Annotated in this window: 18 protein-coding genes; 7 read left to right on the top strand and 11 right to left on the bottom strand. The window is 64.1% G+C overall.

What is annotated here, in order from left to right; translation table 11 throughout:
* The first annotated feature begins 96 nt into the window (after positions 1-96).
* The gene (locus AUR04nite_RS01135) at positions 97-966 is read left to right on the top strand and encodes a DUF3097 domain-containing protein (RefSeq protein ID WP_141361087.1); all 870 of its coding nucleotides are present in this window, start codon (positions 97-99) and stop codon (positions 964-966) included.
* 90 nt (positions 967-1056) lie between these two features.
* Positions 1057-1458, top strand: a complete 402-nt coding sequence (locus AUR04nite_RS01130; RefSeq protein ID WP_246055258.1) for a DUF4870 domain-containing protein — start codon at positions 1057-1059, stop codon at positions 1456-1458.
* A 34-nt stretch (positions 1459-1492) separates the two neighbouring features.
* Here the strand turns inward: AUR04nite_RS01130 and hemW are convergent, their stop codons facing one another.
* Positions 1493-2722: a radical SAM family heme chaperone HemW gene (gene hemW, locus AUR04nite_RS01125; protein ID WP_141361085.1), complete on the bottom strand. Its 1230-nt coding sequence runs from the start codon at positions 2720-2722 to the stop codon at positions 1493-1495.
* 5 nt (positions 2723-2727) lie between these two features.
* Positions 2728-4572: a translation elongation factor 4 gene (gene lepA, locus AUR04nite_RS01120; RefSeq protein ID WP_141361083.1), complete on the bottom strand. Its 1845-nt coding sequence runs from the start codon at positions 4570-4572 to the stop codon at positions 2728-2730.
* A gap of 111 nt (positions 4573-4683) precedes the next feature.
* On the opposite strand from lepA, the gene AUR04nite_RS01115 reads away from it, so the two are divergent.
* A complete protein-coding gene (locus AUR04nite_RS01115; protein ID WP_141361082.1) occupies positions 4684-5250 on the top strand; it encodes a type II toxin-antitoxin system PemK/MazF family toxin in 567 nt (188 codons plus the stop codon).
* A gap of 169 nt (positions 5251-5419) precedes the next feature.
* Positions 5420-5680 (top strand): 30S ribosomal protein S20, encoded by a 261-nt coding sequence (gene rpsT, locus AUR04nite_RS01110; protein ID WP_141361080.1) that lies wholly within the window; start codon positions 5420-5422, stop codon positions 5678-5680.
* A 152-nt stretch (positions 5681-5832) separates the two neighbouring features.
* On the opposite strand, the gene holA is transcribed toward rpsT, so the two are convergent.
* From holA to AUR04nite_RS01080, 6 genes are all read right to left on the bottom strand, one after another.
* Entirely contained in the window at positions 5833-6825 is a 993-nt protein-coding gene (gene holA, locus AUR04nite_RS01105) for a DNA polymerase III subunit delta (protein ID WP_141361078.1), read from the bottom strand.
* 34 nt (positions 6826-6859) lie between these two features.
* Positions 6860-9130 carry a ComEC/Rec2 family competence protein gene (locus AUR04nite_RS01100; RefSeq protein ID WP_170184030.1) on the bottom strand — a complete coding sequence of 757 codons (2271 nt, stop codon included), beginning with the start codon at positions 9128-9130 and terminating at the stop codon, positions 6860-6862.
* 10 nt (positions 9131-9140) lie between these two features.
* The gene (locus tag AUR04nite_RS01095; RefSeq protein WP_141361074.1) at positions 9141-9839 is read right to left on the bottom strand and encodes a ComEA family DNA-binding protein; all 699 of its coding nucleotides are present in this window, start codon (positions 9837-9839) and stop codon (positions 9141-9143) included.
* Positions 9840-9854: 15 nt separating this feature from the next.
* The gene (locus AUR04nite_RS01090) at positions 9855-10793 is read right to left on the bottom strand and encodes a DegV family protein (protein ID WP_141361072.1); all 939 of its coding nucleotides are present in this window, start codon (positions 10791-10793) and stop codon (positions 9855-9857) included.
* A 40-nt stretch (positions 10794-10833) separates the two neighbouring features.
* Positions 10834-13323: a leucine--tRNA ligase gene (gene leuS / locus AUR04nite_RS01085; protein WP_174787845.1), complete on the bottom strand. Its 2490-nt coding sequence runs from the start codon at positions 13321-13323 to the stop codon at positions 10834-10836.
* Between the two features lie 182 nt (positions 13324-13505).
* Positions 13506-14249, bottom strand: coding sequence for a phosphotransferase (locus tag AUR04nite_RS01080; protein WP_141361070.1), 744 nt, complete (start codon positions 14247-14249; stop codon positions 13506-13508).
* 74 nt (positions 14250-14323) lie between these two features.
* Between AUR04nite_RS01080 and AUR04nite_RS01075 the strand changes: the two genes are divergently transcribed.
* The gene (locus AUR04nite_RS01075) at positions 14324-16024 is read left to right on the top strand and encodes a DUF222 domain-containing protein (RefSeq protein ID WP_141361068.1); all 1701 of its coding nucleotides are present in this window, start codon (positions 14324-14326) and stop codon (positions 16022-16024) included.
* A gap of 93 nt (positions 16025-16117) precedes the next feature.
* Here the strand turns inward: AUR04nite_RS01075 and glpK are convergent, their stop codons facing one another.
* The 3 genes from glpK to AUR04nite_RS01060 form a co-directional block, all read right to left on the bottom strand.
* Positions 16118-17638 carry a glycerol kinase GlpK gene (gene glpK / locus AUR04nite_RS01070; protein WP_141361066.1) on the bottom strand — a complete coding sequence of 507 codons (1521 nt, stop codon included), beginning with the start codon at positions 17636-17638 and terminating at the stop codon, positions 16118-16120.
* A 31-nt stretch (positions 17639-17669) separates the two neighbouring features.
* A complete protein-coding gene (locus AUR04nite_RS01065) occupies positions 17670-18398 on the bottom strand; it encodes an MIP/aquaporin family protein (RefSeq protein ID WP_141361064.1) in 729 nt (242 codons plus the stop codon).
* Positions 18399-18461: 63 nt separating this feature from the next.
* The gene (locus AUR04nite_RS01060) at positions 18462-20138 is read right to left on the bottom strand and encodes a glycerol-3-phosphate dehydrogenase/oxidase (RefSeq protein WP_141361062.1); all 1677 of its coding nucleotides are present in this window, start codon (positions 20136-20138) and stop codon (positions 18462-18464) included.
* Positions 20139-20299: 161 nt separating this feature from the next.
* Here AUR04nite_RS01060 and AUR04nite_RS01055 point away from each other — a divergent pair, with 161 nt between their 5' ends.
* Positions 20300-21253 (top strand): sugar-binding transcriptional regulator, encoded by a 954-nt coding sequence (locus tag AUR04nite_RS01055; protein WP_407646635.1) that lies wholly within the window; start codon positions 20300-20302, stop codon positions 21251-21253.
* Between the two features lie 10 nt (positions 21254-21263).
* Positions 21264-22133 carry an alpha/beta fold hydrolase gene (locus AUR04nite_RS01050; protein ID WP_141361058.1) on the top strand — a complete coding sequence of 290 codons (870 nt, stop codon included), beginning with the start codon at positions 21264-21266 and terminating at the stop codon, positions 22131-22133.
* Positions 22134-22190 lie beyond the last annotated feature (57 nt).

Raw genomic sequence — 22190 nt, 5'->3', positions numbered from 1 at the left:
AATTGGCACTCCAACCTGTCAAGTGCCAAGTCTAGTACGTCGAGCTGTTGCTAGCATGGGATTTCGAGCGTATTCGATCACAGCGAAAGGCAGTGCGTGTCTAATTACTCCTGGGGACCGCAGGACATCAGTGCTCCGGCAGCGAAAAAACTTCGCCAGGTGCCGGTAGAACGCGGCATGATCCTTGAAGACGCGATCTCCGGCTGGGTCGGCGAAGTGGTGCGCACGGAGAAATCGGGCGGCATGCGGGTCATCGTTCTTGAAGACCGCCACAATCGCACCAAGTCGTTCCAGGCGGGCTTCGGCTTCCTGCTGGAAGGCGAACCGGTGGAGATCGTCGAGCCGGTCGCCAAGAGCAGCAAGTCGCAGACGCTGATCTCAGCCTCGGGATCGCGGGCGGTCAGCGGGCACAAGGCGCGCACCGCGCGGGCCAGCCGCATCTGGGTTGAAGGCAAGCACGACGCCGAGCTGGTGGAGAAGGTCTGGGGTCACGACCTGCGCGTCGAAGGCATTGTTGTCGAACCGCTGCACGGCGTGGATGACCTGGCCTCAGCGATCAAGGACTTCGCCCCGTCGCCCACCCGACGCCTTGGCATCCTCGTCGACCACTTGATTTCCGGCACCAAAGAAGAGCACATCGTCAATGCCGCGATGAAAGTGCCCGGCGCCGCCGGAAACGTCTTGATTCTGGGCCACCCCTATATCGACGTCTGGCAGGCCATCAAGCCAGAAACCTTGGGGATCAAGGCGTGGCCGGTGATCCCCCGAGGGACCGATTGGAAGACCGGCATCCTCAAGGCCTTTGGATGGCCGCATGCAACTGCTGAAGACATCGGCCTTGGATGGCAGCGCATCCTGTCTACGGTGCAGCACTACGGCCAGCTTGAACCGCAGCTCTTAGGAAAAGTTGAGGAACTAATCGACTTTTTGACAACGGAAGATTACGGTTTCCTAACGATTGACTAAGATTTGGACTTTTTGGGCGCCGATGCATAGGTCGCCGTTGCAAGCTAGATATCATTGGACTAAGCCGCACTGCAAGACAAGGATTATCCTGTGACATCTCACCAAGTTCCATCCTCTGAGGATTCGCGTTTCGAAGGATCAAACGTCTCAGCCTTGCCGCTCTCCCCTTCGGAAGACCGCCAATGGGCTATGCTCTCGCATTTTGGTGCAATTCTCGGCTGCATTCCAGCCGCGGTGATCTATGCAGTGTTCCGCGACCGCGGCCCGTTCACTGCACAGGAATCCAAGGAAGCGTTCAACTTTACCTTCCCGTTGACGGTGCTGGCGATTGTCTTGAATATTTTGGCGCTGCTGCCGGTCGTCGGCTGGATCTTCGCGATCATCGCGGTGGTGCTGTGGGTGACGATGACAGTTGTCGGCGCGTATGCCGGTATCCAGGCCAACAAGGGCCGCCCCTACCGCTACTTCATCAATCTTCGACTCATGAAGTAGCGGCCCGGGCATCCGCCCCGCTGAAAAATCCAGCTTAGAAATCCAAGAGTTCTCGCACTACGAGGTCGGCTAAGAGCCGGCCTCGCTGCGTTAACACGATCTTTCCGCCGAACGCCTGCTTGGCATCGATGAGTTCATCGGCGATCAGCCCGGCAACCTTTTTCCGACCAGTTTCGTCGAGCTCGCTGATCGGCAGCCCGGTATTGATGCGTGTCAGCAGCATTGTGCGCTCAAGCTGCACCGCTGCGGCATCCGGGAATTCACGTCCGTGACCCGGGGAGATTCCCCCGTCGATGCGCTGCTGGTAGGCCGCAGGATGCTTCACGTTCCACCAGCGCAGCCCGCCGACATGCGAGTGGGCTCCGGGTCCGGCTCCCCACCAGTCGCCACCCTGCCAGTAGGCGAGGTTGTGGCGGCAGGCATGCTCCGGGGTGCGAGCCCAATTGCTCACTTCGTACCAGGACAAGCCGGCGGCGGCGAAGAGCTCGTCGGCCAGCTGGTACTTCTCCGCATGGTCGTCGTCGTCAATATTCGGCACCTCGCCGCGGCGGATCTGCGCGGCCAGCTTGGTGCCGTCCTCGATGATCAGCGCATAGGCAGAGATGTGGTCAGGCTCGTAGCTCAGCGCCGCCTCGATGCTGGTGCGCCAATCCTGAAGTGACTCCCCCGGAGTTCCATAGATCAGATCCACGCTGACATCCAGGCCTGCTTCGCGGGCCCAGGCGACCACCTGCGGCACGCGTGCCGGATCGTGGGTGCGCTCGAGGACCTTGAGCACATGCGGAACCGCCGACTGCATGCCGAAGGACACGCGGGTGAAACCGCCATCGGCCAGCTCCTGCAGGCTTTCTCGGGTCACCGAATCGGGGTTCGCCTCGGTGGTGACCTCGGCGCCCGGCTTGATGCCGAACTCCTCGCGGATGCGGCCCAGCACCGCAACCAGGTCGCCGGCAGGCAGCAGCGTGGGAGTGCCGCCGCCGAAGAAGACCGTGTCGATCTGGCGGTGCGGAACCCCGGACTTCTCCAGCACGCCACGGGCGAAGCTGACCTCCTGACTCACCGTGGCGGCATAGGTTGCTTGGCTTGAGCCCGAACCCAGCTCGGTGGCCGTGTAGGTGTTGAAATCGCAGTAGCCGCAGCGCACCGTGCAGAACGGAATATGGACATAAAAGGACATGGTCCGCTGCCCTGCACCGTGCGCACACGATGCAGGCAGCAGACCATCGGCCGGAGCCGGATCGCCGTCAGGCAATACTGAAGGCATTAACGCTACTTCTTCTTTGGTTCTTCGGTGGACAGCGCTGCGATGAATGCTTCCTGCGGAACCTCCACGCGGCCGACCATCTTCATGCGCTTCTTGCCTTCTTTCTGCTTCTCAAGCAGCTTGCGCTTGCGGCTGATGTCGCCGCCGTAGCACTTGGCAAGCACGTCCTTGCGGATCGCGCGGATGTTTTCGCGGGCGATGATGCGCGAGCCGATCGCGGCCTGGATCGGCACCTCAAACTGCTGGCGCGGGATCAGCTCGCGCAGCTTCGAGGTCATCATGGTGCCGTAGTTGTAGGCCTTGTCGCGGTGGGTGATGGCGCTGAACGCGTCCACCTGGTCGCCCTGCAGCAGGATGTCGACCTTGACCAGGTCGGCAACCTGCTCGCCGTCGGCCTTCCAGTCCAGCGAAGCATAGCCGCGGGTGCGGGACTTGAGCTGGTCGAAGAAGTCGAACACGATTTCCGCCAGCGGCAGGTGGTAGCGCATTTCCACGCGGTCCTCGGAGAGGTAGTCCATGCCGCGCATGGTGCCGCGGCGGGACTGGCACAGCTCCATGACGGCACCGATGAACTCGCTCGGCGCGAGAATGGTCGCCGCGACCATCGGCTCGTGGACTTCGAGGATCTTGCCGTCCGGGAATTCCGAAGGGTTGGTCACGGTGATCAGCTGCTTGTCTTCGCCCATCACTTCGTACACTACGTTCGGCGCGGTGGAAATCAGGTCCAGGTTGAACTCGGACTCCAGGCGCTGGCGGGTGATCTCCAGATGCAGCAGGCCCAGGAAGCCCACGCGGAAGCCGAAGCCCAGCGCCACGGAGGTTTCCGGCTCATAGATCAGCGCGGCGTCGTTGAGCTGCAGCTTGTCCAGCGCATCACGCAGCGCGGGGTAGTCGGTGCCATCCAGCGGGTAGAGTCCGGAGAAAACCATCGGCTTGGGCTCTTCGTAGCCGCCCAGCGAGTCAGTGGCAGGATTCAGCGAGTTGGTGACGGTATCGCCGACCTTGGACTGGCGCACGTCCTTCACGCCGGTGATCAGGTAGCCTACCTCGCCCACGCCCAGGCCCTTGCTCGGGACCGGATTAGGCGAGGAGACGCCGATCTCCAGCAGCTCGTGGGTGGTGCCAGTGGACATCATCTGGATCTTCTCGCGGGGCTCCAGCTTGCCGTCAACCACGCGCACATAGGTCACTACGCCGCGGTAGGTGTCGTAGACGGAGTCGAAGATCATGGCGCGGGCCGGCGCATCGGCAACGCCGACTGGCGCTGGAAGCTGCTTGATGACCTCATCCAGCAAGGCCTCGACGCCTTCGCCGGTTTTGCCGGAAACCTTGAGCACGTCTTCCGGTTCGCAGCCGATCAGCGACGCGAGCTCAGCGGCGTACTTCTCAGGCTGGGCGTTGGGAAGATCGATCTTGTTCAACACCGGGATGATCGTCAGGTCGCCTTCGATGGCGAGGTACAAGTTCGCCAGGGTCTGAGCCTCGATGCCCTGGGCAGCATCCACCAGCAGAATCGCGCCTTCACAGGCGGCCAGCGAGCGGGAGACCTCATAGGTGAAGTCGACGTGGCCCGGGGTGTCGATCATGTTCAGGGCGTAGGAAACCCCGTCCTGCTCCCACGGTATGCGCACCGCCTGGGATTTGATGGTGATGCCGCGTTCGCGCTCAATGTCCATGCGGTCCAGGTACTGCGCCTTCATATCGCGCGCAGCAACGACGCCGGTGAGCTGCAGCATGCGGTCGGCCAAGGTGGACTTGCCATGGTCGATATGCGCAATGATGCAGAAGTTACGGATGAGCGACGGATCGGTCGCGGCAGGCACCGGAGCGGTGCGGGCCAATGGAGACACCTAAACAGACCTCACTAGAGACAAGCAAACAGAGTTGAATTAGCTTCCATTCTGTCATGGTTTGCGGGTCACCACATATTTCTGACACCCCGCACTGATAGTTTGTGGTTCATGGCATTGAACGCACAGAAGGTCTTCGACTTCCTTTTCAAGGCAGTCAAGGTACTGACATCCTCCAACACCAAAGACGGCGCTACTTCCCGGGGTCAAGCCGAGAAGCCCGCGCCATCCGCGCGGCGGCACGCTCCCGCTCCGAGCCCTCGCCGCGAAACCCCATCGGGCAGCGGGTCCTATCCCGGCGACTACCGCGGAACCGTCCGCTACGAATACAACCCGAGCCGAGACGGCGATGCAGATCCAGGCGAAATCGTCTGGGGCTGGGTGCCTTTCGAAGAGGACTACTCCCAGGGCAAGGACCGTCCAGTGCTGATCATCGGCCGCGATGGCCAGTGGCTGCTGGGTCTGATGCTAACCAGCAAGGACAAGAACAATTCGGAGCATCGCAACCCGAACTACCTTGACATCGGCACCGGAGAATGGGACAGGGAGCGCCGCGACAGCGAAGTGAAACTAGACAGGATCATCCGGGTGAACCCGAGTTCGGTGCGCCGCGAAGGGGCGATCCTCGACCAGGCCCGTTTCAAAACTGTGGTGAACGCCCTAAACAACCACGGCTAAACGCTCGCTGGATACTCGCGATTCTGCTAAAGTTAACTCTTGTGTGTCGCGCAGGTTGGGCGACACGCCCCCTTTAGGTCGCCATAGGTGCCCCACACCGCTCAGTCGATGGCCTGAAGGATGAACCCTCTACCGACCGTATAAGACGATAAACGAGAGAGTTTATTAAGTGGCAAACATCAAGTCCCAGAAGAAGCGCATCCTCACCAACGAGAAGGCACGCCTGCGTAACGTAGCTGTCCGCTCCGAGGTTAAGACCGTCATCCGCAACGTCAACGACGCTGTAGTTGCCGGTGACAAGGAGAAGGCAACCAACGCTCTGCGTTTGGCTGGCAAGAAGCTGGATAAGGCTGTTAGCAAGGGTGTTCTGCACAAGAACAACGCTGCTAACCGCAAGTCGGCCCTGGCCAAGAAGGTTAACGCCCTCTAAGCGCAGCTAGACTTCTTCAATTCCCTCGCATCCATTGGGTGCGGGGGTTTTGTTTTACCCGGCGAATTTTCCGAGCAAAGAACATAATGACGATGCCCAGGACCTTGGGATCCCGGGCATCGTCATATTGTCGATGAGCGTGAAAGCCGGAGCTATCGGCGCGGCGCCTTGCCGGCGATGAACAAAATCGCATGTTCTAGCGCATAGCCCGGCGACTTCCCGCCGCCCTTGACCATGTGGTCGGTCTGGGCGATCGTCTCCACACAGGCAGCCACGTCGCTTCGCTTCCACCCGCGAGCCTGCTGCTGTGCCTGCTGAACTTGCCATGGCGCCATGCCGAGTTCGGAGGCCAGCTGCGCCGCCGGTTCATTCACGCCCAGCACCTTGGCTAGCTGCCGGACCTTCATGGCCAGCGTGGCGACAATCGGAATCGGGTCGGTGCCTGTGCCCAATGCGTGGCGCAGCGTGCGAAGCGCCAGCTGGGCGTTGCCGGCAATCGCCGCATCGGCCACCTTGAAGGCCGTCGCTTCAACCCTTCCGCCGTAGTACCTGTCGACGACATCCTGGTCGATGGCTCCCGTAGTGTCCTGGATCAGCTGCGAGCAGCTTGAGCCGAGTTCGGCGAGCGAACTGCCCACGGCGGCCACCAATGCCTTGACTGCGTCGTTGGTGATCCTCCGCTTGGCCGCCTTGAACTCTGCGGTGACGAACTCGATCTTTTCTGCATCTTTTTTCAAGGGCTGGCAGTTCACGATGACTGCGCCGGCGCCCTTGATCGCGTCGATCAGCTTCTTGCCGCGAGTTCCGCCCGAATAGTGCAGGATCAGCACATTCTCGGGGGCCGGATCCTTCAGGTAGTTCAGCGCATCCTTCAAGAAGTATTCGTTCATGCTTGCCAGGTCATGGACTTCCACCAGATTAGCGCTGGAGAACAGCGAAGAGCTCGTGGCGAGCAGCAGTTCGCCGGGCTCATACTTCTGGGCATTCAACCGGGTCTGCTGGATGTCTTCCCGCCCGGAGGCCTGGTGCCGCAGCAGTTCAAAAGCCCTGGAGGCAAGATATTCCTCGGTCCCCACAAGCAAAATCAACGGCGCAGGGGTGACCTGCCGCCAAGAGATCCCGGGGTTGGCTTGGGCGCGTGCCATCGAACTCCTTAGTGCCGCGTACTGTACCTCTAGCCTACCGAATCGGCGCACCCAACGATGAGGTGTGCACGCCGTCAGCGGCGATGGAAAGCAGCACAGTTCCCTGCTGGTCGGTGCGCAGCACCTGTGCCCCGATGCCGCGCGCCGCGTCGATCACCGCGGCATTGGGATGCCCGTAGGTGTTGTCAGCTCCCACCGAGACTAGAAATACGGCCGGGTGTATCTTCTGGATCAGTTCCACCCCGCCGTTGCGGGCGCCATGATGCGAGGCCTTCAGGATCGCCGCCGGGGCCTGCGGGTGTTCTGCCAGCAGCCGGTGCATGGCCTGCTGCTCCATGTCTCCCGCGGTGAAGAAGTCGACCGTCCGGTCCCCTGCGGCGAAGCTGAAGCGCAGCACCAGCGAGGTGTCATTGGGTTCGGCGTATTTGATCCCCTGCGGATCAGGACCGATCACCGTGTAGCCCAGCGCTGCATCGCCTCCGCCGTCCCCGGGATTCAGCACCTGCGGATCCTTCCAGAGCTCTGCCGGAAAGCCGGCGGACACCAGCCGCTGGCCGATCGGGATGCCGGAGCCTTCCAAGGCCTCCAATCCCCCGCGGTGGTCGTTGTCCGAGTGGGTGATGAACACCTTGGACAGGCTCTCAACTTGCAGCTGGCGCAGGCACTGAAGCAGCGGCGCGCCGGGCGGCCCGGTATCGATGAGCCAGGCATCCGCGCCGCTGGTGCGGATGACCAGCGCATCGCCCTGGCCGACGTCGCACATCGCGATGTTCCATGCGCCGCTGTCAGGCGCCGGCCACCACAGGGTGGCGGGAACCACCAGCGCGCCGAGGAAGACTGCCAAGACGCCCAGACCGAGCTGGGCCGTGCGGCGAAGCTTGAAGGCCTGCACCTCGCGGTGGGCGATCACCAGGATCGTGAAAACCATGCTGATGCCGACGGCCAGGGCGACCCCGGACGCCCCGTGCGGCCAGGGGCGGGCGGCTCCTGGCAGCTGGACCGCCCACTGCGCGATGCGCCCGATCAGCTCGGCAGGCCAGCTGATTAACCAGCTGATCGCGAAGGCCGCCGGCGGCGCGGCGGTGCACAGCAGCACCGCTGCCACTCCGAGCAGCGTGATCATCGGCAGCAGCGGCGCCACCAGCAGGTTGGCCGGCAGCGAGTACAGGCTGAAGCCACTGTTCAGCGCGATTACTACCGGCAGGCAGGTGAATTGCGCGGAGCAGCAGATCGCAGTCATTTCCGCCAGGCTGGAAGGCAGCAGGTTGGCGAACAGGTCGGTCAGCGCCGGGGCAAGCATGATGATGCCTGCCGTGGCCAGCACCGAGAGCGCGAAGGCGGGGTCCGCGGCCAGGCCGGCGTCGAAGAGCAGCAGGGCGCTGGCGCAGAAGGAAAGGATCCCCAGCGAACCCTGGCCCCGCCCGGTCAGCAGCGAGATGGATGCCACCGCGCCCATCAGCCCCGCGCGCAGCACGCTCGGATCCGTGCCGACAAAGCCCACGAACCCTGCCAGCACGAGGAGCAGCAGCACCGTGCTGAGCACTCGCGGAATGCCCAGCAGGCGCAGCAGCAGCATCGCCATCGAGCCGACCAGCGCAATGTTCGATCCGCTCACGGCAGTCAGGTGGCTCAGACCGCTGCCCTTCATCGCCTCCTGGAGTTCTTCGCTTTGCGCGCTGCGGTCCCCATAGAGCATTCCCGGCAGCAGCCCGCGGGCGTTCTGGGACAATGGTTCGAGCTGGGCGCTGAACCTGGCTTTGAGGTTCTGCGCCGGGCCGGGGCGCTGCCACCCGGTGGCCTGTGCCGCCGTATCCAGCCGCACCCACCATTGGAAGCTTCCCGAATCCTGGGCTGGGCGCAGGGTGGCGATCGCCGTGAAGCCTGAGGCCTCCGGCGGCAGCTGCTCGCGGCTGCTGATATAGGCGTCTAGCTGGCAGCTGTGCCAGCCCGCCGGGTCCTGGTAGGACAAGATTCTGCCGGCGCCGGAGAACTGGCCCTGGGCGTCGAGCTCGGCGGGCTCGTCGAAGGCCACCTGAATCCGGCGCTGCTGTTCGCCCTGGTCCGGAAGGGTGCATTCGGTGGCGCCCAGTGCGGAACCGGCGGCGGCCAAGGAAGCGAGCAGCAGCAGGAGCGGTCCGGTGAACCACGGGGCAGCGTAGGAATGCTCGTGCTGGTGGCGCAGCAGCAGGGCGAAAAGCAGGGCGAAGAGCACCAGCACCGCCAGCATGACAGGCCACCCCGGTCGCAGGTAGGCGGTCAGCCAGACCCCAGCCAGGAACCACAGGCCGCGAAAGTCGGTGCGCATTACCGGCGCCTCATGGCTCGGCCAGGCCTTCGAGGTTCGCCAGGATCGACGGGCCGATTCCGGAGACGGCATCAAGGTCTGACAGCGAGGTAAAGGGGCCGTTTTTGGTGCGGAATTCGATGATCCGCGCAGCCAGCGAAGGCCCGATGCCAGGCAGCTGCTGCAGTTCCTGCGCGTCGGCGGTGTTCAGCGAGACCTTTGAGCCTGCGCCCGGCGACGCTGAGGACGGCGGCTGCCCCACGTCGCCCCCGGCGGCTTTTCCGGCGCGCGGCATCACCACCTGCTGCCCGTCGGTGAGCGGGGCTGCGAGGTTCAGCTGCTCCGGGGCGGCCTTCTTGGCCATTCCGCCGGCCGCTTCCACCGCGTCGATGATGCGCGAGCCGGGGGCCAGCACATAGACTCCCGGCTTCTTCACAGCGCCGACCACATGAACCGTCAGTGCTCCGGCGGCCGGCTGGGCCGAGGCCGGCGGCGTTGATCCCGGAGGGCTGGACTGCCCCGGAGGCGAAAGTGGGGGCGCAGCCGATGGCTCGGAGACCAGGGGGACGGTTTCAAGCTCGGTGCTGCCCGGCGGCGGGGCGAGCAGGATGGACAGCCCAATCCAGGCCAGGACGATGAGCACCAGCACAAAGACCGCCACGCGGGTCACGGCAAAGCGGAGCCGCGACGGGCGTGGCGCAAATCTGCTGAAGAAGTCATGGCGCCCCATGGGCACCAGTGTGGGCTAGCTCTTGGAGGCTGGCGGTGTCTCAGGTCCAGACTGTGGATACAGCGGGGCGACGCAGACGCCCAGCACGCCGATGCCGGTATGGGCGGCCAGCACCGCCGGGAGCGACTCGATGAGCACCGGGCCGTGCGCATAGGGGCCCAGCTCAGTGGCGATTTCGGCGGCCAGCTCAGCGGCCCCGAAGTGCATCACGCCGATGCGCGCCGGGCCCTGCACCGCCTCGGCGTCCCGCCGGGCCAGAGCCACCAGCCTTGCCTGCGCCCTGGCGAAGGAGCGCGGCTTCTCGATTGGGGAGATGGCCCCGTTGACGATGCTCAGGATCGGCTTGACGTTCAGCAGGTTGCCGAACACCGAGGACACGGCGCTGATCCGGCCCCCGCGGCGCAGAGTCTCCAGGCTGGGCACCGCAAAGTAGACGGTGTTCGCCGCGGCCGCCGCGGCAATCTGCTCCAGCATTTCGCGTGGCGCGCCGGCCGCTCTGGCCTGCAGCATGTCGGCGATCGCGTAGCCCTGCGGCATGGCCACGGTCTTCGAATCCACCACGGCCACCGGCACCGGAGCGTCGGCGGCGGCCAGCCGGGCGGCGTCGGCGGTGCCCGAAAGCCCGGCCGAGAGGTGGATGGAGATGATCGAATCGCAGCCTGCGGCGGCCAGCTGCGCGTAGGCGCGGGCGAACTCGCCGGGGGCCGGACGCGAGGTCTTCACGCTCTTGCCCATGGCCAGGCCCATCATCAGCGCGGTGACGTCCTCGCCCTGCACGTCGTTGTCCACGATGATCGGGATGCCCAACTGGATGAAGTCTTCGCTGCCGCGCAGTGATTCGGGCAGGCAGGAGGCGGAGTCGGAGACGATGCCGATCCGGGCGCGCGAAAGCCCACGCGGAGCCAGCCACTTGGGCAGCCACCCTCCACGTGGGCTTTTTGCACGTTCACTCATGTAGCACAGCTTACGGCACGCGCGATGCGCGGCGGCAAACCTACGGGGCCGGAACCACGTTCACGAGCTTCGGGGCACGCACGATGACCTTCAGCGGGGCCTTGCCGTCCAGCATGCGCACCACTGCCTCATGGGCTAGCGCCTGCTCGCGCAGCTCGTCCTCGGTGATGTCCACGGAAACCTCAAGGCGCGCGCGCACCTTGCCCTTGATCTGCACCACGGCGGTGATGGTGTCATCCACCAGCAGCGACTGATCCACCTGCGGCCACGCGCTGTTCGCGACGCTCGGCTCATAGCCCAGCGCCTCCCACATGTCCTCGGCGGTGTACGGGGCGAACAGGCTCAGCAGCTGGGCGACGACGGTCGCGGCCTCGCACACCGCAGGATCCGCGGCGCCTGCGCCGGAGTCGATGGTCTTGCGGGTCGCGTTGACCAGCTCCATGGTCTTGGCGATGACCACGTTGAACTTGCCCGAATCAAGCAGCTGGGCCGACTCGTGCACGGTGCGGTGGGTGACCTGGCGCAGCGCCTTGTCCCCCGCCGCGTAGTCCACGCCGGCGGCGCTGTCGGTGTCCTGGGCCAGGCGCCAAGCGCGGGCCAGGAACTTCTGCGAACCGGCAGGCGAGACATCGGCCCAGTCCACGTCGTCTTCCGGCGGCGAAGCGAAGACCATGGTCAGGCGGATGGCGTCTACGCCGAACTTGTCCAGCTGCTGGCCCAAGTCCACGCCGTTGCCCAGCGACTTGCTCATGGCCTTGCCGCCGTTAAGCACCTGGCCCTGGTTCAGCAGCGCGCCGAAGGGCTCCGAAGCGTCGATCAGGCCAAGGTCATGCACGACCTTGGTGAAGAAGCGCGCGTAGAGCAGGTGCAGGATCGCGTGCTCCACGCCGCCGACGTACTGGCCCACCGGCATCCAGTCGCGCACAGCCTTCGGGTCGAAGGGGCCCTCGGTGTAGTTCGGCGAGGTGAAGCGCAGGAAGTACCAGGAGGAGTCCACGAAGGTGTCCATGGTGTCGGTGTCGCGCTTGGCGTCCGCACCGCACTTCGGGCAGGCGACGTTGACCCAGTCCGCAGCGGCGGCCAGCGGGCTAGTGCCCTTCGGCGCGAGCTGCTCGCCGCGCAGGTTATCCGGCAGGCGCACCGGCAGCTGGTCCTCGGGCACCGGAACCTCGCCGCAGTGGGCGCAGTGGATGATTGGGATCGGGGTGCCCCAGAAGCGCTGGCGGCTCAGCAGCCAGTCGCGCAGGCGGAAGTTCACCTTGTGCTCGCCGGTGCCGGCGGCCTCAACGATTTCGATGGCCTTGGCGATCGCCTCCGCCTTGCCCAGGCCGGTCAGCTCGCCGGAGTTCACCAGCTGGCCCTCGCCGGCGGTGGCGATGCCGGTCTCATTCGGGTCTTCCAGCCCGGTGTCTACGACCACGCGCACCGGCAGGTCGAAGGCGCGGGCGAAGTCAAGGTCGCGCTGGTCGTGCGCTGGCACTGCCATGATGGCTCCGGTGCCGTAGTCGGCCAGCACATAGTCCGCTGCCCAGATCGGCAGCTTTTCGCCTGAAAGCGGGTTGATGCCATAGCGGCCGGTGAACACGCCGGTCTTTTCGCGCTCGGTAGACTGGCGCTCGATCTCGGAAAGCGCCTTGACCTGCTCCTGGTATTCCTCCAGGGCGGACCGGTGTTCGTCGGTGACCAGCTCGCCGGCCAGGTCCGCGTCGGCGGCGACCACCATGAAGGTGGCGCCGTACAGGGTATCGGGGCGGGTGGTGAAGACCGGGATCTTCACCGCAGGCAAGGCATCCTGCGCCTCGATTTCGAAGGTGACCTGGGCGCCCTCGGAGCGGCCGATCCAGTTCTTCTGCATCAGCAGCACGCGCTCGGGCCAGTGGCCCTTCAGCTGCTCCATGTCCTCGAGCAGGCGGTCGGCGTAGTCGGTGATCTTGAAGTACCACTGGTTCAGCGACTTCTTGGTCACCGGGGTGCCGCAGCGGTCGCAGACGCCGTTGACTACCTGCTCGTTGGCCAGCACGGTCTGGTCCTTCGGGCACCAGTTGACCGGGTGGTCCTTGCGGTAGGCAAGGCCCTTCTCGTAGAACTTGGTGAACAGCCACTGGGTCCAGCGGTAGTACTCCGGATCTGAAGTGTGCAGGCGGCGGGACCAGTCGGCGGAGATGGCGTAGCGCTTAAAGCTGCCGGCCTGGGTCTCGATGTTCTTGTATGTCCATTCCTTCGGATGCTGGTTGTTCTTGATCGCAGCATTCTCTGCAGGCAGGCCGAAGGAGTCCCAGCCGATCGGGTGCATGACATCATAGCCGCGCAGGCGCCAGTAGCGCGCGACGACGTCGCCCATGGCAAATGCCTCGGCATGGCCCATGTGCAGATCGCCTGATGGGTACGGGAACATGTCCAGGACGTAGCGGCGTTCACGCGAGCCGTCGTCGGCGGGCTTGAACACCTCTAGCTCGTCCCAAACCGATAGCCACTTGGACTCGATGTCCGTGAAGTCGTAGGTTCTGGTCTCGTTCGTCGATGATGTCACTGAGCTCTTCTCACACGCTTGCGGAAAAATTTCCTGACGGAAAAACTTGTATTTGTATCCGGACACAACAAAAGCCCCCAAATTTCCACTCGGGGGTACGGCCATCGGCCGTGCTTAGACTAGGCTGCTCGCTGGATGCATGCCCCGATTCTACCGCAGTTCTGCCAGCACCCGTGCATCGGTTAAGCCGACGCGTCCAGCAGCCGGCGATGCTCGAGCAGGTAGCGGTGCACTGCCGCCCAATGTTCCCCATGGCCGGTGCTGAACATGCTCCCCCACGGCTCGATGCCCGCCTCGTGCGAGCTGCGCAGCAGCTGGTACATTGCCGCCACGCGTTCGATCATCGCCGGCACCAATTCCCTGAGCAGCGCATCATCGGGGCCGAAGCCGCGCAGGAACGCCTGCAAATCCCCAGCCGCCGCATCGGGCGGCGCCCCTGGGTTGTTCACGGCAAAGCTCTGCGCCGCATAGGCCAGATCCCACAAACGCGTGCTTGGAGCGGCGGCATCCCAGTCGATGAACACCCAGTCTGCCTCGCCGACCACCAGGTTCCACGGTGCCAAGTCGTTGTGGCACATCAGCTCCTGCCCCGGCGCGGGGATTGGCGAATCGAATTCATCCCCGGCATTCCAGGCGAATCCCGCACTGGCATCGTGCAGTTCGCGCACCACCTGCCCCACCCGAACCAGTTCGGCCCGCGCCAGACGCGGGCGGTCCATGGCAAGAACGCCGTCGACGAACTCCAGCTTCTGCCGGCCGAAGGAATCAAGCCCGAAATGCCGCGGCACCCGCAGGCCACGAGCACCCAAGAACTGCAGATAGCGCCGCACGACCTTCGTGGCGGCAGTGGCCGGCTTGCGCACGGTGTTGCCTTTGCGCACCACGATTCCGCTGGCATTTCCTCCGGCAAGCTCTTTTTCCTCCATGCTGCCAGCCTAGGTTATCCACACCCCGCAGCCTGGCTGTTCAGGGTGCCGCGCGCCGGGCGCACCCTTGGATCATGAACATTTCGGCATTTTCCAACGCGCTGCACATCCTGTGCGCCACGCCCTTGCATTTGGGTGCTGAGCTCACCGGCGCCATGCTGCTGCGCCTTGCCGACATGTGCCTGCAGCTGTTCACAGCAATTGGCGAACTGGTGCACCGCGAAGCCGACCCCCGCTTGAGCCTCGGATTCGTGCAGCTCGTGGAAGACTTCGCCCGACGGGTGCACCGAGAACAGCTTGCCACCGCTCTGGACCTGGAAATCACTGGAGCCAATGCCTTGAGTCTTGAGGTATTGGACCAGATCAAGGCTGGGACCAGCGATTTTGACGGCGAGGCGGAACGCTGCAGCGGCAAGCCCTGCTACCGCAGTGCCGAAGACCTGATCGCCTCGTGGCTGAACCTGAACTACTTCACGGCCGCCGGCAGGATCTCCGACGCGCATCTGCTGGTGGGCCGGCGCACCGCCCAGGGAACACGCGCCCCGGCGCGCATGCCGCACCTGGCGGAGCTCTACGCTTCAGGGGCCGCAGATCCCGACCAGCTGGCCGCTACTGCGCGCAAGCTGGCCAAGCTGGAACCAAAAGACCAGATATTCGAGGGCACGCCGATCGAGCTGCAGGCCCGAAACGACGACGGGGAGCTGCTCGAAGAGCGCTTCGCCCGCTTCCTGGACACCCTCGGGCCCCGCTCGGCCCGCAAGCAGGTCAATACTGAACTCGCCAGTTATCGCGACAAGCACAGCGAAGAACTGCCGCCGCCGCGCGGGCTCTTCGTTGGCCCGGTGAAGCAGGGAGTCCACGAATTCAAGCTGCGCACCAATGCCGCGCAGGCCCAGATCCTGCACTCGATCATTGCCCAGTCCGCCTCACGCAGGACCCAAGCCGGCAAGGAGGCAAGAAAAGAACAGCAGCCGGATACAGTACCGGTTCCCGATTGGCTGAAAGCCGATGCGCCGCTGCCTGAATGGGCCCAAGCCCAGGACAGCTCAGAACACGTCGACGGCGGCGCCGCGGATCAGCAAGCCGACCCCGAGGACGGCCAGGGCCCGCAATCCTGCGGGAACAGCGGCGCCGCTGACGCCAATGACTCGGATGCAGAGGTCGACCCGGCGCTGCGCAAGCTCAACGCGCTCATGGCGGTGCTTGGAACCAGCTCCGCGGGGCCGGGGTCCGCAAAATGCATCACCCCGCAGGTTGTCGTCTACATGTGGCTGCACGATCTCTACCACCTGTCCAGCTCCCACGGCATCACCTCCAACGCAGTGGACATTCCCCCGGGCGAACTGCGCAGAATCCTGGCCGAAGCAAATATCATCCCCATTGTCCTAGGCGGTAACAGCCAGCCATTGGATGTGGGTCGATCCCAGAGATTCCACACCGGCGCCATCCGCACCGCGATCATGGCCAGAGACCGCGGCTGCATTGTTCCCGACTGCACCACGCCGCCTGACCAGGTGGAGATCGACCACTACCAGCGCGACTGGGCCGACGGAGGGATCACGAGCGTGGCTTCCGGGGCGGCGATGTGCACCGACGGACATCACAGCAGGCATGTGGGGCATATCAGGGTCGTCGACATCGACGGGCTGCCGCATGTGATCCTGCCGCCGCATATCGATCCGGAACAGATTCCGCGCCGCAACACCTATTGGGGCGGCCTGCAATTGGGCGACGCTCCGCCGGATTCCGATGCCGCCGGCGATGAACCCGCTTGATGCAAAAGTCCTGAAGTGGCCCGGAGACGGCAAAGGCCCGGCAGCTATCAAGCTGCCGGACCAGTTGCTGGACAAATTGCCCGTGCAGAATTTCTAGGCCTTGGTGTCTTCGTCCACCCAATCGAAGGTCCGGGTGACCGCTTTCTTCCACAAACGGAGGCTGCGTTCACGCTCCTCTTCGCCCATGGCAGGAACCCAGCGCTTGTCCTCGGACCAGTTGGCCTCCAGCTCGCCAAGGTCCTTCCAGAAGCCGACGGCCAAGCCCGCGGCATAGGCCGCACCCAGGGCGGTGGTTTCTGTGACCTTCGGGCGGACCACTGGAACGCCGAGGATGTCTGCCTGGAACTGCATGAGCTGTTCGTTGGCAACCATGCCGCCGTCCACCTTCAGTTCGGTCAGCGGAACTTCGGCGTCAGCGTTGACTGCGTCGAGCACCTCGCGGGTCTGGAACGCGGTGGATTCCAGCGCAGCCCGGGCAATGTGGTGCTTGTTCGCAAAGCGGGTCAGGCCGACGATGGCGCCGCGGGCGTCGGAACGCCAATACGGGGCGAACAGGCCGGAGAAGGCAGGGACGATGTAGACACCACCGTTGTCTTCGACCTGGTTCGCCAGTTCTTCGATCTCGGGGGCGGTGGCGATCATGCCGATGTTGTCGCGCAGCCACTGCACCAGCGAGCCGGCCACGGCGATCGAGCCTTCCAGTGCGTAGACCGGAGCCTCATCGCCCAGCTTGTACGCCATGGTGGTGATCAACCCGTTGGTGGAGTTCACGATCTCGGTGCCGGTGTTGAAGATCAGGAAGCAGCCGGTGCCGTAGGTATTCTTTGCGGTGCCTGCGGTGAACGCCGCCTGCCCGAAGGTCGCGGCCTGTTGGTCGCCCAGGATGCCGGCAACAGGCACCTCGCGCAGCAGCTGGTTGGAGGCGACGGTGCCGTAGACCTCGGAGGAGGACTTGATTTCAGGCAGCATGGACGCTGGTACGCCGAAGTCGGCTAGGATCTGCTTGTCCCAGCTCAGCGTCTTCAAATCCATGAACAGGGTGCGCGAAGCATTGGTCACGTCGGTGACGTGCACGCCGCTCTCGGGGCCGCCGGTCAGGTTCCACAGCACCCAGGTGTCGGTGGTGCCGAAGAGCAGGTCGCCAGCTTCTGCGCGTTCGCGAGCGCCGTCGACGTTGTCCAGGATCCACTTGATCTTGGTGCCGGCAAAGTAAGTGGCCAGCGGCAGGCCCACCTTTTCCTTGTAGCGCTCGATGCCGCCGTCGGCAGCCAGCGCGTCGACGATGTCCTGGGTGCGGGTATCCTGCCAGACGATCGCGTTGTAGACGGCTTCGCCGGTGTTCTTATCCCAGACCACGGTGGTTTCGCGCTGGTTGGTGATGCCAACGGCCTCGATGTCGTGGCGGGTCAGGTTCGCCTTGGACAGCGCAGTGCCGATCACTTCGCGCACATTGACCCAGATTTCCTCCGGATTGTGCTCCACCCAGCCGGCGGCGGGGAAAATCTGCTCGTGTTCTTTCTGGCCCACCGAAACAACTTCGCCGGCGTGGTCGAAGACGATGGCTCGGGAACTGGTGGTTCCCTGGTCAATTGCGATGACGTACTTCTTGCTCATGGTCAATCAACTTTCTCTATTTCGATGGGTACTACAGCAGCCCTGCGACGGCCACGCCGCCCACAGCGCCGCCGATGAGTGGTCCAACAACTGGAACCCAAGAGTAGGCCCAATCAGAGGAGCCCTTGTTGGGGATGGGGAGGACTGCGTGCGCGATGCGCGGAGCCAAGTCACGGGCTGGATTGATAGCGTATCCCGTCGCGCCGCCCAAAGACAGACCGATGGCTACCACCAGCAGGCCGACTGCGAGCGGGCCGAGCTGATGAGGGGTGCTGCCGAAGCCGCCGATCACGAAGACCAGCACGAAGGTGCCGATGATTTCGGAGACGAGGTTCCAGCCGTAGGAGCGGATGGCGGGGCCGGTAGAAAAGACGCCAAGTACGGTGCCGTGGTTCTGCTCGTCGTCGAAGTGCTTTTTGTAGGCCAGCCACGCGGTCGCAGCTCCCAGGAAGGCGCCGATGAATTGGGCTAGGACGTAGAGCAGCGCGTTGGCAGCGGTCTTGTCGACGCCGGGAGCCAGCTGGGCTGCATCAGAGTTGAGCATGAGCCCGAGGGTGACCGCCGGATTCAGGTGCGAACCGGAGGGAGCAGAGACCCAGACGCCGCAGAATACCGCTAGACCCCAGCCGAAGCTGATGGAGATCCATCCGGCGGCGCTGCCGAGGGTGCCTTTCATGGCGACGTTGGCGCAGACACCGGCGCCCATGAGGATCAGGACAAAGGTTCCGATGAGTTCGGAAAGAAACACATGAGTGGACAATAGCGACCCCTAATGATTTCGTCATCTGCCGGCGGCGACTTGCCGCCGGCCGTAGTGCGGGGATTAAGCCAGGGTGACTCCATGGCTTTCCGCGAGAACCAGGATCGAATGGTCGATCTCGGCTTGGGTCTGGGAATTGTCCCAGCCCATTGGACCGGCGAGGTGTTCAGCCACCTCGACGACCAGGTCTTTGGTTACCAGGCCGCGGAAGGCCAAGTTGGTGCGGCGGATGAAAACGTCGATTAGCCGGCCGACCTGTTCGTTGGCGGCCATATAGGCGATTTCCTGCGCCGAAAGTTCGGTGGTGCTGGCCAGCAGGTCGTCCTCGCCCAGCTGCTTGAGCACGGCGTCGGCACCGGTGCCGTAGCGTTCAAGCAGCACGCGCAGGCGTTCACGGCCGGCCAGGTGCTCACGGGCCGCGAACCAGGCGGCCAGCTCGCCCTCGTTCTTCGGGAAGTTCTTGCCGCCACCGATGGCTACGCCCACGGTGCTCGCGGTTTCGCGCTCGCCTAAGAACTCCAGCGCCTTGCCGCCCAAGTTCTCGCTCAGCGCGCGGAAGGTGGTCCACTTGCCGCCAATCAGCGAGAGCATCGTGGTCTTGTCGGTCAGACGGGTTTCCTTGACCTGGTAGTCGCGGGAGACGAAGCCAGGAGCGGTGTCGTCGTGGTTTGGCAGCGGACGGACGCCGGAGAACTTGTAGACGATCTGCTCCTCGCTCACGCGGATGCCCGGGAAGACATGGTGCACCAGCTCGAAGAAGTAGTCGACTTCTTCGTCGGTGCAGACAGCAGGCTCACGCATGTCGTGCTCGAGGTCGGTGGTGCCCACCAGCACGCGGCCGAGCATCGGGTAGATCAATACGATGCGGCCGTCCTCGTGTTCGAAGAAGATCTCCCGCCCGCCGGTGGCGGCCAGCAGCTCCGGGTGGTCGAGCACGATGTGCGAGCCCTTGGTACCGCCGGTCCACTTGGTGTCGCGGCCCAGCTCCTTGTTGGTCATGTCCACCCAGGCGCCGGTGGCGTTGATGATCACGTCGGCGTCGAAGTCGAAGCTTTCGCCGGTGAGGACATCGCGCAACTTGGCGGTGCCGCCGTTGACGCCGGTCAGCTCGACGTAGTTGCTGGCCCGGGCAGCAGTGTTGGCCTTCAGCCCCTCATGCAGGACATCCAGGGTCAGGCGTTCGGGGTTGTGCACGGAGGCGTCGAAGTAGGTGGCCGTGTACTTCACGTCATCGCGCAGCGCTGGCAGGTCCTTGCGCGCAGCCTTGCCTGCCTTGAAGTTGTGCCATGGGGTGTTGCGTCCGCCGACGCCGGCGAACACGTCGTACATGATCAAGCCGGCTTTGATCAGCGCGGCGCCGCGCTCGGTGGGCTTGCCCGACTTGTGGGTCAAGAAGCGCATTGGCGCGGAGAGGATGCCGGAGAAGGTGGAGAAGATCGGGATGGTGGTCTGCAGCGGCTTGACGTAGTGCGGCGCGATATCCAGCAGGGAATTGCGCTCCTGCACCGACTCGTGGACCAGGCGGAATTCGCCGTTTTCCAGGTAGCGGATGCCGCCGTGGATCATGTGCGAGCTGGCACCGGATGCGCCCTGACAGTAGTCGCCGCGTTCGATAAGCGCCACGTCGATCCCCTGCATTGCCAGATAGCGGAACGTTGCGACGCCGTTGATGCCTCCGCCGACGACGAGGACGCGCGCCTGTGGTCGTTCGCGCAGTTTGGCCAGCTGTTCCCGAGTCACGATTTTCTGCCCCTTTGTAACGTTGGAGTGGTTCTACCGGTTAGTGTTGTCTCAGCGCAGATATGCGGTCAAATGATTTGCACAAACGTGCAGAAATGGTCTGAATGATGTCGAAACCACCGACCGGCGGCCCCTACAGGCGCCCCCTACTTGGCACATCCGTGCAGAGCACGCCCAAGGCGAAGGACGCCCTGCGCGCCGCGCAGCTGTACTACCTGCAGGACATGAAGATGGAGGTCATCGCGCGGGAACTGGGCACCTCGCGCTCGACTGTCTCGCGCCTGCTCAGTCATGCCAAGCGCACCGGCATGGTGTCCATCAGCATTTCCCCCAGCGCCAACATGTCGGCCCTGCTGTCCAACCAGCTGGCGGAGAACTACGGCATCGCCGCCCACGTGGTCCCCACCGACGGGCAGATGGACGACGCCGAACTGCTCTCCCGCGTGGCGGCCCACGCCGCGCACCTGCTGGGTACGATTATTTCCTCGTCGATGACCGTCGGCGTGGCGTGGGGCTCAACCATGCAGGCGGTGTCCTCCGCGCTCAGCCCGCACCCCACCCATGACACCGTCATCGTCCAGCTCAACGGGGCGGCCAACCCGGTGACCAGCGGCGTGCGCTACGCCAGCGACATCCTCACGCGCTTCGGCCAGGCCTTCACCGCCCGCACCGAGCAGTTCCCGGTGCCTGCATTCTTCGACCGGGCCAGCACACGGGAGGCAATGTGGCAGGAAACCTCGGTGCGCCGCGTGCTCAAGGTCCAGCACGAGATGAACCTGGCGGTGTTCTCGCTTGGGGCCGCCAGCTCCGCAGTGGCCTCGCAGGTCTACCGCGGCGGCTACCTCTCCCCCGCCGAATCTAGGGCGCTGCAGAAGATGGGCGTGGTCGGCGACGTTGCCACCGTATTCTTCGACAAGCACGGCGACAGCAGCCAGATCGAAATCAACGCCCGGGCCACCGGGCCGAATCTCGACGAGCTGCGCAAGGTGCCCCAGCGCTTCTGCGTCATTTCCGGGCGAGGCAAGCTCGATGCGCTGCGCGGCGCATTGAACGGCGGGCTGATCACCGATCTTGTGCTTGATGAGGGCACCGCATTGAGGCTGCTGGACGGGTAGGATTCAAGGCATGAGCATTGCGCGCGAACTTGTCGTATCCACCCACGTGCTTGCCGGATCAGAGCTGAAGGTGTTCAGCTACCTGCCGGCCGGCGGCGAGAGTTCGGGAGTGGTCTTCGCCGTGCATGGTTTCCGCGGCGACCACCACGGGCTGGAGCGGATCATCGAGCAGCTTCCCGGGTACACCATCGTGGTCCCGGATCTTCCGGGGTTCGGCGCTTCCAGCTCGATGACCCAGCTGGAGCATGACGTCGACGGCTACGCCGGGGTGCTGATGATGCTGCTCGACGAGCTGTCCTTGGGCGCTTCCACGCATCTGCTGGGGCATTCCTTCGGGTCAATTGTGGCGGCCAAGCTTGCCGCGCTGCGCCCATTCGCCTCGTTGAGCCTGCTCAATCCGATCTCCGAACCGGCCCTGGAATCTTCGCAGGCGCTGTTGGCGAAGCTGACTAGTTGCTACTACTGGCTCTGCGCGAAGCTTCCCGCCCCGGTGGGCGAGCCGGCGCTGCGATCGCGGCTTTTTACCGACGCGATGAGCATGGTGATGACCAAGAGCAAAGACCCGGACATGCGCCGGTATGTCCGCGACCAGCATCGTGCATACTTTGGCGGATTCCATTCGCGAACGACGCTGGTGCAGGCCTATGATGCCTCGATCAGCCATACCGTCGGCGAGTTCTCCTCGCAGATCGCCATTCCCACGCTGCTGATCGGCGGAGTGGACGACGAGCTGGGCAGCCCGCAGACCCAGGAGGCGCTGCGCTCCAGCTTCCCCCAGGCCCGATTGGTCATGCTGGAGAACGTGGGGCACCTGATCCACTACGAAAAGGCAGAACAAGTCGCCGCACAGCTGGGCGCATTCCTAGAGGAACAGCACTAGCACCGCCCGGGTTCTGCGCCTTGGCCACGGGCCCAGGATTCGCCTGAATCACCGCCC

The organism is Glutamicibacter uratoxydans (genome assembly GCF_006539925.1).
GTDB lineage: Bacteria > Actinomycetota > Actinomycetes > Actinomycetales > Micrococcaceae > Glutamicibacter > Glutamicibacter uratoxydans.
Note: the sequence above shows the minus strand (reverse complement) of the source record. Positions and strands in the feature narration are given on the sequence as shown.

Coding starts and splice junctions, on each gene's coding strand:
- hemW (WP_141361085.1), bottom strand. CDS start 2,722: ATGCCTTCAGTATTGCCTGACGGCGATCCGGCTCCGGCCGATGGTCTG.
- AUR04nite_RS01115 (WP_141361082.1), top strand. CDS start 4,684: ATGGCATTGAACGCACAGAAGGTCTTCGACTTCCTTTTCAAGGCAGTC.
- holA (WP_141361078.1), bottom strand. CDS start 6,825: ATGGCACGCGCCCAAGCCAACCCCGGGATCTCTTGGCGGCAGGTCACC.
- AUR04nite_RS01100 (WP_170184030.1), bottom strand. CDS start 9,130: ATGCGCACCGACTTTCGCGGCCTGTGGTTCCTGGCTGGGGTCTGGCTG.
- AUR04nite_RS01095 (WP_141361074.1), bottom strand. CDS start 9,839: ATGGGGCGCCATGACTTCTTCAGCAGATTTGCGCCACGCCCGTCGCGG.
- AUR04nite_RS01090 (WP_141361072.1), bottom strand. CDS start 10,793: ATGAGTGAACGTGCAAAAAGCCCACGTGGAGGGTGGCTGCCCAAGTGG.
- AUR04nite_RS01080 (WP_141361070.1), bottom strand. CDS start 14,249: ATGGAGGAAAAAGAGCTTGCCGGAGGAAATGCCAGCGGAATCGTGGTG.
- AUR04nite_RS01075 (WP_141361068.1), top strand. CDS start 14,324: ATGAACATTTCGGCATTTTCCAACGCGCTGCACATCCTGTGCGCCACG.
- glpK (WP_141361066.1), bottom strand. CDS start 17,638: ATGAGCAAGAAGTACGTCATCGCAATTGACCAGGGAACCACCAGTTCC.
- AUR04nite_RS01050 (WP_141361058.1), top strand. CDS start 21,264: ATGAGCATTGCGCGCGAACTTGTCGTATCCACCCACGTGCTTGCCGGA.